The 12,710-nt window shown below is 73.2% G+C and carries 12 protein-coding genes; 9 read left to right on the top strand and 3 right to left on the bottom strand.

Annotated features, from left to right (window positions below; genetic code table 11):
- The first annotated feature begins 895 nt into the window (after window positions 1-895).
- Complete coding sequence (locus FHS37_RS15505) at window positions 896-1,810, top strand: YceI family protein (RefSeq protein ID WP_184821496.1); 915 nt, start codon at window positions 896-898, stop codon at window positions 1,808-1,810.
- Window positions 1,811-1,859: 49 nt separating this feature from the next.
- Here the strand turns inward: FHS37_RS15505 and FHS37_RS15500 are convergent, their stop codons facing one another.
- On the bottom strand, window positions 1,860-2,960 hold the full coding sequence (locus FHS37_RS15500; protein ID WP_184821494.1) for a winged helix DNA-binding domain-containing protein: 1,101 nt from the start codon (window positions 2,958-2,960) through the stop codon (window positions 1,860-1,862).
- Between the two features lie 608 nt (window positions 2,961-3,568).
- On the opposite strand from FHS37_RS15500, the gene FHS37_RS15495 reads away from it, so the two are divergent.
- The 8 genes from FHS37_RS15495 (at window position 3,569) to FHS37_RS15460 (ending at window position 10,742) form a co-directional block, all read left to right on the top strand.
- A complete protein-coding gene (locus FHS37_RS15495; protein WP_184821492.1) occupies window positions 3,569-4,774 on the top strand; it encodes an ATP-binding protein in 1,206 nt (401 codons plus the stop codon).
- Complete coding sequence (locus tag FHS37_RS15490) at window positions 4,771-5,181, top strand: roadblock/LC7 domain-containing protein (RefSeq protein WP_184821490.1); 411 nt, start codon at window positions 4,771-4,773, stop codon at window positions 5,179-5,181. The genes FHS37_RS15495 and FHS37_RS15490 overlap by 4 nt, the downstream gene beginning before the upstream one ends.
- On the top strand, window positions 5,178-5,552 hold the full coding sequence (locus tag FHS37_RS15485) for a DUF742 domain-containing protein (protein ID WP_184821488.1): 375 nt from the start codon (window positions 5,178-5,180) through the stop codon (window positions 5,550-5,552). The genes FHS37_RS15490 and FHS37_RS15485 overlap by 4 nt, the downstream gene beginning before the upstream one ends.
- Window positions 5,527-6,129: a GTP-binding protein gene (locus FHS37_RS15480; RefSeq protein WP_184821486.1), complete on the top strand. Its 603-nt coding sequence runs from the start codon at window positions 5,527-5,529 to the stop codon at window positions 6,127-6,129. The genes FHS37_RS15485 and FHS37_RS15480 overlap by 26 nt, the downstream gene beginning before the upstream one ends.
- 103 nt (window positions 6,130-6,232) lie before the next feature.
- Window positions 6,233-7,534: a cytochrome P450 family protein gene (locus FHS37_RS15475; RefSeq protein WP_184822122.1), complete on the top strand. Its 1,302-nt coding sequence runs from the start codon at window positions 6,233-6,235 to the stop codon at window positions 7,532-7,534.
- 101 nt (window positions 7,535-7,635) lie between these two features.
- Window positions 7,636-8,901, top strand: coding sequence for a cytochrome P450 (locus FHS37_RS15470; RefSeq protein WP_184821484.1), 1,266 nt, complete (start codon window positions 7,636-7,638; stop codon window positions 8,899-8,901).
- Complete coding sequence (locus FHS37_RS15465; protein WP_184821482.1) at window positions 8,898-9,698, top strand: enoyl-CoA hydratase/isomerase family protein; 801 nt, start codon at window positions 8,898-8,900, stop codon at window positions 9,696-9,698. Before FHS37_RS15470 ends, FHS37_RS15465 begins: the two co-directional genes overlap by 4 nt.
- Before the next feature lie 117 nt (window positions 9,699-9,815).
- On the top strand, window positions 9,816-10,742 hold the full coding sequence (locus tag FHS37_RS15460; protein ID WP_184821480.1) for a GNAT family N-acetyltransferase: 927 nt from the start codon (window positions 9,816-9,818) through the stop codon (window positions 10,740-10,742).
- A gap of 81 nt (window positions 10,743-10,823) precedes the next feature.
- On the opposite strand, the gene FHS37_RS15455 is transcribed toward FHS37_RS15460, so the two are convergent.
- Both FHS37_RS15455 and FHS37_RS15450 read right to left on the bottom strand, forming a co-directional pair.
- Window positions 10,824-11,393: a DUF1990 domain-containing protein gene (locus tag FHS37_RS15455; RefSeq protein ID WP_184821478.1), complete on the bottom strand. Its 570-nt coding sequence runs from the start codon at window positions 11,391-11,393 to the stop codon at window positions 10,824-10,826.
- Window positions 11,394-11,396: 3 nt separating this feature from the next.
- The gene (locus FHS37_RS15450) at window positions 11,397-12,677 is read right to left on the bottom strand and encodes a cysteine desulfurase-like protein (RefSeq protein ID WP_184821476.1); all 1,281 of its coding nucleotides are present in this window, start codon (window positions 12,675-12,677) and stop codon (window positions 11,397-11,399) included.
- Between the last annotated feature and the right edge of the window lie 33 nt (window positions 12,678-12,710).

Genomic DNA, 12,710 nt, shown 5'->3' with positions numbered 1-12,710 from the left:
CCGGTGGGCACGGGACGCGGCCGGGTCGGCGGCGTCGGACGCCGCGGCACGGTGCCGCGGCGCCTCTCGTCGAGGGGGGCGGCCGGTGCTTCGCCGGCGCGGCTCGGCGGTCGTCCCTCGCCCGCACCACGGGCCGGCCGCCTCCTCGATGTGGTCGTGAGGGTGGTCCCGACGAGCGCGGGGAGCCGCGACGCCGGGGGAACACCGCCCCCGGGCCCGTGGCCGACATCGCCGTGCGGACCGGGAACTCGGCCGTGCGCTCGACCGCCCCGCCCGCCACTCCGCCGCCCGCCCGGGAGGCCAGCGGGCGAGGCGGCCTCTTCTCCGAGGGGCGCGACGCGCCGGCCCGCTCCACCGTGTCCCGCCTCGGGGCGGAGCTCCGGGACCGGGGCGTCCCGGCCGACGGACGGATCCTGCCGTCGGCCGGGCACCGGGGGACGCACGGACCCCCGTCCGCGTACGGACACGGGGTACGACCACGACGGGCGCGGCGAAGTCGTCGACGGGGTCGGTGACTTCGCCGAGGACGAGAGGGAAGAGGGCTGGTGCCCGCCCCTTCCGGGCCACGGCCACGGCCACGGCGCCCCGGGAGTGGGGGCCGTGCGGGAATGTTGTGAAACTTCAGGTGTTCTTTGCCGCAGCATTCACGCAAAGCATCGAGGTCGGCCGCGGCGTCGCAACCGGTGAACACGCCGGGCCACGGGGGCGGGACCACCGGGGAAGGCATCACACCTGATCCGACACCGGGAGCAAACGCTCCGCACCGACGCCTCTATGATCGTCGACGAACCGCGCCCCTCGAGCCCGCTTTCCGTTTCCGGTGGTTCTTGGCGACCGCGAACACGGCCGGCGGGCGGGTCCGCGATGGTGACACGTGTCAAGAAAGGTGAACGCCATGGTCCTCGGAGTGCTCCGACGCAGGCTGTCCCGCAGCGCCTCCGACGCCGCGCCCGGCCTGACGGTCCCCCTGCCGTCCGGCGCCGGTGCGTTCGGTTGCGAGGTCGTCGACTTCACGGGGCAGCCCGTGGGCGGAGTCGAGGTCACGGTGACCGCGCTGGACAGCCACCGGGTCGTGGCCCACGGCACCACCGACCCGTACGGCCTCTTCATGGCGACGCTCCCCCCGGGCACCTACAGCGTGATGACCGTGGCCGAGGGTCTGTCACCCGCCCGCGAGACCGTCGACATAACCGCCGGTGCGGCCCTCCCCCCGACCCGCATCACGCTGGAGTCCGCCCGTCAGCTGGAACTCCCGCCGTCCGGAACCTGGTTGTTCGACCCGCCGCACACCGCGATCCGCTTCATCGCCAAGCACGTGGGCATGGCCCATGTCCACGGCCGCTTCACCCGCTTCGAGGGCGGCATCCGCGTCGCGCCGGACATGGCCGACTCCCAGGTCTCGGTGCGCATCGACGCCTCCAGCATCGCCACGGGCAACAAGACCCGTGACAACCACCTGCGTTCCGCCGACTTCCTGGACGTCGAGCGCTACCCGTACATCGACTTCGTCAGTACGCGCTTCGTCTACCGCGGCGGCTCCAAGTGGACCCTGCACGGCACGCTCACCATGCACGGCACCAGCCGCTCCGTCGGCCTCGACACCACCTACCTCGGGACGGTGAACGGCGGTTACGGGCAGGAACTGCGCTGCGCCGCACTGGCGAAGGCGGAACTGCACCGCGAGGACTTCACGCTCAACTGGCGCTCGATGCTGGCCCGCGGCATCGCGGTCGTCGGCCCCACCGTCCAGCTGGAGCTGGACGTGCAGGCGATGTACCGCACCCACGACACGCCCACGCCCCCGGAGTAGGCGAACGGGCCCGGGGTCGTCGCCCGGAGGGGCCGCGCAGGTGTGCCGCTCAGCGGGGTGAGGCGGCGATCCGGACGCGACGGCTGTCGCCGTCGGAGAGGAACGACGCCAGTGCCCGCCCCTCCTCGGCGACGGCGGCGCGGTCGGCCCGGGAGAAGCGGCGCAGCGGGGTGACCGTCACGGTACCGGCGTCGACGGTCCAGGTCGCGGCGACCCGGCCGTCGACCAGGACGGCGCGCTCGCCGGCGACCGACAGACCGCGGTGGGCGTCGTCGACGATCCGGCCGCGGTCGTGGTAGCCGAGGATCGCGTTGTCGAACGCCGGCAGGAACCGCACCGGGGCGGGTGTGCCGGGATCGGGACGCGGCGCGTCGGGCAGGTCCAGCAGTTCCCGGCCTCGTTCGTCGCGGAAGGCGACCAGTTCCCCGCGCATCGCGGCGATCGCGGCCGGCAGTCCGGCGAGGCCGCACCAGGCGCGCAGGTCGGCCGGGGCGGCGGGGCCGAACGCGGCCAGGTAGCGCCGCACCAGCGCCCGGCCGACCGGATCGGTCCCGTCCGGGGGCAGCGGGTCGATCTCGCGCCCCAGCCAGGAGGAGAGCAGCACGGTGCGCACCCCGGCCTTCGTGCGCCACAGTCCGCGCGGTGGCAGTTGCACCACCGGGACGAGGGCGGTGACCACCATCTCCCCCAGCGCCCGCCGCCCCGGCCGGGGCCAGTGCTCGGCGAGGGCCCGCGCGAGCTCGGCCGTCGTACGCGGCGCGCCGTCGGCCATCATCGACCGGCCCGCCGCGGCGAGCCGGTCGAGGTCCACCCCGTCGAACTCGCGGCGGTAGACGCCGAGGACCTTCTGGCGCAGCATGGTGGCGTGGCGGCCGCGCCAGGCCAGGGCGTCGTCGGCGGTGACGAGGTGGACGGTGCGGCGCATGAGGTGGGTGCGCACCACGCGCCGCCCGGTCAGCAGGCCCGACAGGACCGCCGGGTCGAAGGCGCGCAGCCGCGACCAGAGCCCGACGAACGGTTCCTGCGGTTCCTGTGCCTGCAGTCCGCACAGGTGCGCGACGGCGTCGGCGCCGGGGAGGTCGGCGCGTTCGAGCAGCAACTGCCGGGCCAGTGTGGCCCGGTTGAGCGCACGGGCGTCGAGAACGGTCACGGGGTCCCGCCCGCGGTGCGTCCGTCGGGCGTTCGCCGGCCCGCTCGCCGCCGAGCGGAGCGGGATGGGGTGACGGCGGTCACGGTGATCCGGTCCTTCCGGTCGATCTGGTCGGGGTACGGGAGAACCGTCGCAGCCGATGCGGTCAGGGCGTGTCCTCTTTCCGGGGCGGAAGCCGCATCGTGCCGAAGACGTCGGCGCGGCCGCCGGCACCGCTCTCCCCGCGTCGGGCACGCCGCGGCCGGCTCGGGCCGCCGTCGTGCCCGCGGCGCGCCCTCACCCCTGTTCTTCGCCGCCTGTTCACCGGATGGATCACCGGAACCGGGTGTTTCCCGGCACGGTTGCGCGCCAGGGTGTGGGGGTCTGGTGAGCTTCTCCAACCAGTCGCTGAAACAAGCGTGTTGCCCCTGGGCGCCTGATAAGATCATCGCACGTTCAGCAGGCTGGCGGCGCGTCATGAACGCGTACGGGGGACAGTCTCTAAGCCCCATCGCTAAGGAGTCAGGCTTGGTCCGCCCGTGGCCCGCGCCGTTCGGCGGCACGGACCCTCGGCAGGATTCGGTGGACCTTCCGCACCCCTGGCGCGATGCGACTTCCAAGAGAGTCTCATGACGTCATTGATCCGGGACCCACTGCTGTGGGTCCTGCTTGTGGTGCTCGTCGCTGCGGTGTTCGCGGTGATGCGGGCACGGAGAACCAACCTGGCGCTCCGAAGAACGAAGAACGACCTGGAGACGGGGCTGGGCCAGGCCCAAGGGCGGATCGTCCAGCTCCAGGAGCACATCGCCTCCCTGAACGCCCGGCACAAGGACGACCTCGCGGACGTCCGGGCCGACGCGGAGTCGTCGACCAAGGCCGTGCTGAAGTCGGCCATGGGAACGCTGCAGTCGCTCGCCGAGGAGCAGCAACTGCTGCTGGACGGGCTGCTGAAGAAGTACGGCGACGACGCCGAGGTGCTGGCCGACCTGATGTCGGTGGACCACACCGGCAGCCAGTTCAGCCGCCGGGCCAAGGGCATCTCGGTGCTGTGCGGCGGATGGCTGGGCCGGCGCGAGGGAGCGGCGACCGTCTACGACGTGGCCCGCAGCGCGCAGGGACGGATCAAGGACTTCGACCGGGTCAGCATCCACGCGCAGGTCAGCGTCTCCGTCTCGAGCAAGGCCGTCGAGCCGATGGCCGTCGTCCTGGCCGAGCTGCTGGACAACGCGACCACCTACAGCGCTCCGGGCACGCCGGTCGAGGTCAACATCCAGGCCGTCCCCACGGGCGTGTGCTTCATCGTCGACGACGCCGGGCTGGGCATGGACCAGGAGACCAAGGACCGGGCGGCGGCCCTCCTCTCCGCCGACGGACCGGTCGACATCACCGGCCTCGGCGACCCGCCCCACTTCGGCTTCGCCGTGTGCGGCATGCTCGCCGCGCGCTACGGCTTCGCCGTCTCGGTCGGTTCCGTGTCCCCCTACGGCGGAGTGCGTGCCGTGATCCGTGTGCCGGAAAGCCTCCTGTCGGCCGACGGGCCGGCGCCCGCCGAGCCGGCCCGGGAGTCCGAGGGTCAGCAGACCGCGCCCCAGCGGCTGGCTCCCGTGCCGGTGGGCCCCTCGCACGTCGTGGGCAAGACGTCCGGCGGGCTGCCCAAGCGCCGTCGGCGCCAGGGGCCCATCGCGGTGGTGCCCCCGCCGGACCCCGCGCCCGGGATCGACGAGCAGACGTCCGAGTCGGCCGGCGAGGTGACCGCGTCCCGCCTGGGGGCTTTCGCGCGCGGCACCCAGCTCGGGCGGACCACGAACACCACGGAAGGACCTGACCACCAGTGAACACCGACCTGTCGTGGGTGCTGAACGACGTGCTCGAGGTGCGTGGTGCCCGCCACGCGGTCCTCGTCTCGGGCGACGGCCTGCTGCTGCAGCGTTCGGACGACATCTCGCGCGACGACGCGGAGACGAACGCCGCCGCGATGAGCTCCATGCAGTCCCTCAGCCGGGCGGTGGCCGGGTTCGTCGGCGCGGGGCACGGCATCTGGAAGCAGACACTGCTGGAGTACGACGGCGGCTGGATCTTCCTCATCGCCGCCGGGCAGGGCGCCTATCTGGCCGTGTCCGCCGCCCTGGACGTCGACATGGAGGCCATGTCGTTCCGCATGCAGAAGACCGTGGCGGCGCTGAGCAAGGCGATGAGCGTGGCGCCGCGTTCCGGCAACTCCGACAACGGCGCCGGCGCATGACGACCCCCGGCGAGGAAGCATCCGTCACCAGCGACTTCGTCCGCTCCTACGTCATCACCGGCGGCCGGAGCCTGCCGTCCTCGGACGATCTGGCGTTGCACACCCTGGTCACCCTGGCCCCCGAGCGGACCCTTCCGCTGGGGGCCGGGCCCGAAGTCAGGGCCATCTGGGACCTGTGTGCGGGGGGCTACCTGTCGGTCGCCGAGGTGGCCGGCCACCTCGGCCTGCCGGTCGGGGTGGCCCGGCTGCTGCTGACCGATTTATTCGAGCAGGGGCACCTGTTGCGCCGTGCCGAGCCGCCCCGGGCCCAGAACGTTGACAGAGCGACCCTCGAGAAGGTTCTGAATGGACTCCAATCCCTCATCGGCTGAGACGGCCCAGAGGTCCATCTACGTCTCCAGCGCGGTGACCAACGCCGCCAAGATCCTGGTCGTCGGGCACTTCGCCGTGGGCAAGACGACCTTCATCGGTTCGCTGTCGGAGATCACTCCCCTGCGCACCGAGGAGAAGATGACGCAGGCGTCCGTCCACGTGGACGACCTGCGGGGCGTGGCGGACAAGACCACCACCACCGTCGCGCTGGACTTCGGCCGTCTCACGCTCAGCGACGATCTGGTGCTGTACCTGTTCGGGACACCGGGACAGCAGCGCTTCATGCAGTTGTGGGAGGACATGGCCCGCGGCGCGCTGGGGGCGCTGCTGCTGGTCGATCCGGCGCGGCTGGAGGAGACGTTCCCCGTCATCGACCTCGTCGAGCGTTACGGCCTGGAGTACGCCATCGCCGTCAACTGCTTCGACCGGTCGGCCACTTACGACGAGGCAGAGGTGCGTGAGGCGCTCGACCTGCTCCCGGACACCCCCGTCGTCTACTGCGACGCACGCGACCAGCGGTCTTCCGCCGAGGCCCTGATCGCCCTGGTCCGGCACCTGCTCGACCGCGCGGCCTGACCGCCCCGCGCCCACCCGGCCCGGGAGCGGAGGTTCCCGGTTCACTAAGGAAGACGTCATGGATCTCCAGCAAACCTCTCCGCCCGCCGTGGGCAGATGCCCCATGCACGACGCCGCGTTCGCCGCCGACCCCCAGCAGGTCTACGACCGGCTGCGCGCCCACGCCCCGGCCGGCCCGGTCGAACTCGCCCCCGGCGCGGACGCCACCCTGGTCGTCGGGTACGAGACGGCGCTGCGGGTGCTGCAGAACACCGAGCTCTTCGTACGCGACGCCCGCCGCTGGAAGGCACTGAACGAGGGCCGCATCGGCATGGACAACCCGGTCCTGCCGATGATGGCCTACCGGCCCAACTGCCTGTTCACCGACGGCGCGGTGCACCTGCGGCTGCGCAAGGCCGTCACCGACAGTCTGGCCCGGCTCAACATCACCCGGATCCGGCGGGACGTGGAGCCGATCGCCGACTACCTCCTCGACCGGTTCAGCGAGCGGGGCCGCGCCGACCTGCTCAACGACTACGCCAAGCTGCTGCCGCTGCTGCTGTTCAACAAGCTCTTCGGCTGCCCTCCGGACATCGGGGACACCCTCACCACCTCCATGTCGGCGATCTTCGACGGCAAGGACGCCCTGCGCGCCAACGAGGACCTCACCGCCTGCCTCATGGAGCTGATCGCCCTCAAGCGGCGCCGGCCCGGCGACGACGTCACCTCCTGGCTGATCCAGCACCCCGCCGGGCTGACCGACGAGGAGCTCAAGGACCAGCTGGTGATGCTGATGGGCGCCGGCGTCGAGCCCGAGCGCAACCTCATCGGCAACGCCCTGGTCCTGCTGCTGTCCGGGGCGGGCGGCCGGGGAAGCGGCATGCTGATCGAGGAGGCGCTCGACCACGTGCTGTGGAACCAGACCCCCATCGCCAACTACGCCACCCACTACCCGCTCCAGGACGTCGACCTCGGCGGTCACGTGGCGGAGGCGGGCACCCCGGTCGTCATCTCCTTCGCGGGAGCGAACAGCGACCCCGCGCTCGCCGAGGCCCGCCGCGCGCACCGCAGGGGGGCCCACCTGGCGTGGGGGGCCGGCCCGCACGCCTGCCCCGCCAAGGACCCGGCCCAGGTCATCGCGAGCACCGCGATCGAGCGGCTCCTCAACGCGCTGCCCGACCTGGTGCTCGCCGTGCCCGAGGAGGACCTGCAGTGGCGGCCCGGGCCGTTCCACCGCGCCCTCGTCGCGCTGCCCGTGACCTTCACCCCCACGCCGGCCACCCGCATGGCGGCGGCACTGCAGAACCGGGCCCCGGCGCCGGACGCGGAGCAGCCCTTCCCCGTGGCCGCGTCCGCGCCGGTCCGGCAGGACCCGGCACGCAGGAAGGGGTTCTGGAGCAGCTTCCTGGACATCTTCCGCGTCTGATGCACGGCATGTGACAGGAGCAACACACAGAGGCGCATGACACCGGAGTATGGAAGGGTAGGTTCCGGCGGTACCGGTAGAACCAGCCAAAGGAGCCATGCGTGACCGCCGTTGGCGACATACGCGGCACCCTCACCGACCGCCGAGCCGTCATCTCCCTCCTCCGCCGCCTGCGTTCCCCCGAAGGGCAGGCCGACCCCCTGCCCGTCTGGGAGGAGATGCGCTCCCTGGGGGACGTCGTGCCCGCCCCCTGGGGCGGCTACTTCGTCACCGGGTTCGACGCATGCAGCCAGGTCCTGCGCGGCAGGAACTGGCTCGTGCCGGACTTCGCCTGGCAGGAGCGCCAGCCCGACCCGGAGCGCTGGCAGGCCCCCGCCACCCGGGAGATGACACGCACCCTGCCCCGTCTCAACGCGCCCACCCACACCTGTCAGCGACGGGCCCTGGGCAACCCCTTCGACCGCACCACCCTCCAGGCCATGCGTCCCCGGATCGCCGCCCTGGCCTCCGGGCTCCTGGACGACCTCGGGGACCGGCTGCGCGCCGACGGGGAGGCCGACTTCGTCCGCACCGTCGCCGAGCAGCTCCCCATGCGGACCGTCGGTGAGTGGCTCGGGATCGCCCCGGAGCACTTCCCGCACATCCTGGACTTCACCCACCGGCAGGTCTACGCACAGGAGTTGCTGCCCACCAAGAGCGAACTGGCCGTATCGGCCCAGGCCACGCTGGAGATGCGGGCCTTCTTCACCGAGCTCGTCCGGCAGCGGCGGGCCCACCCCGGCAACGATGTCCTCACCGGCTGGATCCACCACTGGGACGCCCGGTACCCCGACGACCGGGCGGCCGCGGACCAGGTGGTCTACGACCTGACGATGTTCATCACCATCGCCTCGCTGGAGACCACCGCGGTCCTGCTCACCAACGCCGTGTGGTTCCTCACCCAGGAGCCCTCCCGCGCGGCCTGGCTGCGCCGGCACCCCGAGCACATCGACGACGCGATCGAGGAGACGCTGCGCTACGACCCGCCCGTGGTCGTCAACTCCCGCATCGCCGCCGACGACACCGTCCTCGCGGGCGTGCCCCTCGCGAAGGACACCACCGTCCACGTCCTGTACGGCTCGGCCGCCCACGACCCCCGCCGCAACGAGCGGCCCCACGTCTTCGACATCCTGCGCAACGGGTCCCACCTCGCCTTCGGCGGCGGCGCCCACTACTGCCTCGGAGCGGCCCTCGCCCGGCTGGAGGCCCGTGAGCTGCTCGGTCAGGTGCTGGAACGATTCCCCACCCTGCGGCCCGCCGCGCCCCCCGTGTACGACACCTCCCGCGTCGTCTTCCGCCGCGTCTCCTCCCTGAAGGTCACGACATGAGCACGCCCCTCACCGAACTCCCCGCGGACCGGGTCCTCAAGACCCTGCGCGTCCACCAGCGGGGTCCGCTCCTCACCGTCGAGCTGAACGTGCCCGAGCAGGGCAACGTCGTCACCGACACCATGCTGGACGACCTCCTCACCGTCCTCGACGAACAGGACCCCGCGGTACGGGTCGTCGTGCTGGCCGCCGCCGGTGACGACTTCTGCCTCGGCGGGGACCGCGGCGAATTCGCCGAGCACCTGGCCCACGACCCCACCGGCGGCGGCATCCGCGCCTCCGGGGTCCGGGCCCGGCGCGTGTGCGACGCCCTCGCCTCCAACCCCGCCGTCACCATCGCCCGGGTCCAGGGCAAGGCCGTCGGTGCCGGCCTCGCCCTCGCCCTCGCCTGTGACCTGCGGGTGGGCGCCGACACCGCCACCTTCCGGCTGCCCGAGCTCGCGCTCGGCCTGCCCACGGCCTGGGGCGGGCTCCTGCCCCGCCTCGTCAGCGAGGCCGGCGCCGCCCGCGTGCGCGAACTCGTCCTCACCGGGCGCGCCTTCGACGCCCGGGAGGCCCACCGGCTGTCGATCCTGCAGAACGTCGTGACCGAGGACGCCCTCGACGCCGCCGTCACGGCCTGGGCCAAACCGGTCCTGCGCCGGCCGGCGGCGGCCCTGCGCGTCACCAAGACACTGCTGAACTCCCTCACCGCCCCCACCCGCCTCGCCGACGCATCGGTGCTGGATCCCGAACTGATGGCGGCGGTCGTCACCGAGCTGCACCACGCGCCGGCCGGCTTCCGCGGCCCCGGCTGACGCCTGCCCGGACGGGGCGGTCCGGCCGTACGAGCGGCCGGACCGCCCCGGCCGGGGACCGGTCCGCCGGCGAAATGCCGTTGCGCCTCCCGCCCCGCCCGCGGATTCTTTGTCCTCATGCCCTACTCCTTGCGTCCCGCCACACTCGATGACGCGCCCGCCATCACCGAACTGCTCAACAGGGTCGACGAGATAGAGATCGGCCGGCCCGAGACGGACCTCCACACCGTCGAGGCCGACCTGAAGCATCCCGAGGTCGACCTGCGACGCGACTCCTGGCTCGTCTTCGACGAGGACCGGCTGGTGGCCTACGGGCTGCTGTGGGACGAGTCCGGCGGCGACCGCATCGACGTCGACCACTACGTGCTGCCCGACCACCAGGAAACCGCCGCGCCCGTGCTGGCGGCCATGGAGGCCCGGGCGCTGGAGAAGGCCCGGGAGAACGGTGCCGCGAGGGCCGTGGTGCACCTGCACCTCAACACGGCGCCCACCCTCGACACCCGCCTGCTCCGCGAGCGGCACTGGCGGGTCGTGCGCCGGTACCACGTCCTGCGCCGCGCGCTGGACCCCGCGCAGGACCCGGTGCCCGAGGTGCCCTCCGGCCTGCGGATCCGCGACTGCGCCGCCGAGGCGGACCGCGTCCGCGTCCACGCGCTGTACCAGGCCTCCTTCGCCGGCCACTTCGACTTCCAGCCGCGCGCCTACGAGCCGTGGCTGCACGACATCGACGCCGAAGGTCTGGACTGGTCCCTGGTGTGGATCGTCACCGACGACGACCTGGGGGACGTGGGCTTCCTGATCGCGCGCGACGACCGGGAGGCCATGGGCTGGATCCGCAGCATCGGCGTCCTGCCCGAGGCCCGTGGCCGGGGCCTCGGCGGCTTCCTGCTGCGGCACGCCTTCGCGGCCTTCGCCGCGCGGGGGCGGGACGTCGTCGGGCTCGGCGTGGACACGGCGAACGCCACCGGGGCACCCCGGCTGTACGACCGCCACGGGATGACCGTCCACTACGCCGTCGACACCTGGGAGGCGGTCCTGGGCTGAGCCCCGGGAACGGCGCCGGCCGCCGGTCACCCGGCGCCGCGGGACCCGCGGCGCCTCGGCGTGCGGCCGCGCCGTCCTGCCTCACGCCAACGCGCGCAGGTACCGCTCGCGGACGCAGCGCTGGGCCAGGAGCAGGAAGGGGAAGAGGAACCGCCACGGAGCCGCCGGAGCCGCCCGGGTCAGGGACCGGAGGGTCAGGAAGACACGGCCGTCGTCGTCCCGGTGCACGATGAAGGCCTCCTCCCCGCTGACGGGGTGCCCCCGGTGGGTGCCGTAGGCGAAACCGCACCGGGTCGCGGTGTCCACCACGGCGACGACCTCGACCGGTTCCCGGACGACGAACCGGCCGAGGCCCGCGGTGATGCGGTAACGCCCTCCCGCGCGCACCCCGGCGCCTCCCCCGTCGGCCGGGGCGACCGCGAACCCGCTGCGCCGCTTGACCTCCCAGCGGGTCACGGCGTCCCTGGCCGCGGTCCAGGCGCCCTCTCCCCGTCCGATCACCACGGTCCTCTCGAACCGGCGGAACCCGGGCGGGGCCTCCCCCCAGAGCGGGGCCTGCGGACGGGTCGCCCCCGGGGTGCCGTAGGTCAGCCCCCCGAAGGGGCGGCCGGGCGCCGAGGGGGACCGGCCCGCGGTCCTGTCGTCGCCCATCCGTCACTCCCCCGCACCGCACCGTCCGGCAGGCACGGCCTGCGCGCCGGGTGTTCCCCGGCCCCGAGCGGTCCGCGGCGTCCGCCCCAGGAAGGCCGACAGTCCCTCCAGAAGCCGCTCGACGTCCTCGGTGCCGGTGTAGGGGGCGAGGCCGACGCGGAGGCCGCCGGTGTCCCCCAGACCGAGCCGGCGGGAGGCCTCCAGCGCGTAGAAGGTGCCGGAGGGCGCGTGGACGCCGCGCTCCGCCAGGAACCGGTAGGCGTCCGCGGTGTCGTGGCCCTCGAGGGTGAGGAGGAGGGTCGGGGTGCGCCGGGCCGCGCGGGAGTGGACGGTGACCTCCCCGAAGGCCGCCAGTCCCTCCTCGAGCCGGCCCCGCAGCGTGTCCTCGTGTTCCCCGATCGCCTCGAACGCCGAGTCGAGGCGCTCGCGGCGGCCGCCGGACGCCCGCGCCGCCAGGCCGGCCAGGAAGTCGACGGCCGCGCGGGTGCCCGCCAGGAACTCGTAGGGCAGCGTGCCGAGTTCGAAGCGCTCGGGGACCGCGTCCGTGGAGGGCAGCAGTTTGTCCGGGCGCAGGGTCTCCAGGAGTGCGGGGCGGGCGGCCAGGACGCCGTGGTGCGGCCCGAGGAACTTGTACGGGGAGCAGACGAGGAAGTCCGCGCCGAGCGCCTCGAGATCGACGCGGGCGTGCGCGGTGTGGTGGACGCCGTCGACGTACAACAGCGCACCGGCCTCGTGCACGATCCGTGCGATCTCGGCGACCGGGGGCATCGTGCCGATCAGGTTCGAGGCCGCGGTGACCGCCACCAGCCGGGTGCGCTCGGAGAGCACGGCCCGGATGTCGTCGGCGGTCAGCTCGCCGGTGGCCGGGTCGAAGTCCGCCCACCGGACGGTGCAGCCGGACCGCTCGGCCGCCTGTACCCAGGGGCGGATGTTGGCGTCGTGGTCCAGCCGCGTGACGACCACCTCGTCGCCGGGCGACCAGCCACCGGCCAGGGTGCGGGAGAAGTCGTAGGTGAGCTGGGTGGCGCTGCGTCCGAAGACGATGCCGGCCGGATCGGCGCCCAGGAGGTCGGCCATGGCGCGGCGTGTGCCGGTGACGATGTCCTCGGCGTTGCGCTCGCCGGGCAGGCCCTCCCCCCGTATGGAGAGGGGGCGGGACAGCGCGGTGCCGATCGCCTCGATGACGGGCAGGGGCATCTGGGTGCCGCCGGGGCCGTCGAAGTGCGCGGTGCCGGCGGCCAGCGCGGGAACCTGGGCGCGCAGGGCGGTGAGGTCGTACGTCATGGGGACTTCCTGTCGGACCTGGGGCGGGTGGGG

This window comes from Streptomyces griseomycini (assembly GCF_014203535.1).
In the GTDB taxonomy this organism is placed as follows: domain Bacteria; phylum Actinomycetota; class Actinomycetes; order Streptomycetales; family Streptomycetaceae; genus Streptomyces; species Streptomyces griseomycini.
This window is presented reverse-complemented; position numbering and strand designations above follow the sequence as displayed.

What these genes read in the sequence shown, in the direction of transcription:
- FHS37_RS15505 (WP_184821496.1), top strand. Translation starts at nt 896, where the DNA reads ATGGTCCTCGGAGTGCTCCGACGCAGGCTGTCCCGCAGCGCCTCCGAC.
- FHS37_RS15495 (WP_184821492.1), top strand. Translation starts at nt 3,569, where the DNA reads ATGACGTCATTGATCCGGGACCCACTGCTGTGGGTCCTGCTTGTGGTG.
- FHS37_RS15485 (WP_184821488.1), top strand. Translation starts at nt 5,178, where the DNA reads ATGACGACCCCCGGCGAGGAAGCATCCGTCACCAGCGACTTCGTCCGC.
- FHS37_RS15480 (WP_184821486.1), top strand. Translation starts at nt 5,527, where the DNA reads ATGGACTCCAATCCCTCATCGGCTGAGACGGCCCAGAGGTCCATCTAC.
- FHS37_RS15475 (WP_184822122.1), top strand. Translation starts at nt 6,233, where the DNA reads ATGCACGACGCCGCGTTCGCCGCCGACCCCCAGCAGGTCTACGACCGG.
- FHS37_RS15465 (WP_184821482.1), top strand. Translation starts at nt 8,898, where the DNA reads ATGAGCACGCCCCTCACCGAACTCCCCGCGGACCGGGTCCTCAAGACC.
- FHS37_RS15460 (WP_184821480.1), top strand. Translation starts at nt 9,816, where the DNA reads ATGCCCTACTCCTTGCGTCCCGCCACACTCGATGACGCGCCCGCCATC.
- FHS37_RS15455 (WP_184821478.1), bottom strand. Translation starts at nt 11,393, where the DNA reads ATGGGCGACGACAGGACCGCGGGCCGGTCCCCCTCGGCGCCCGGCCGC.
- FHS37_RS15450 (WP_184821476.1), bottom strand. Translation starts at nt 12,677, where the DNA reads ATGACGTACGACCTCACCGCCCTGCGCGCCCAGGTTCCCGCGCTGGCC.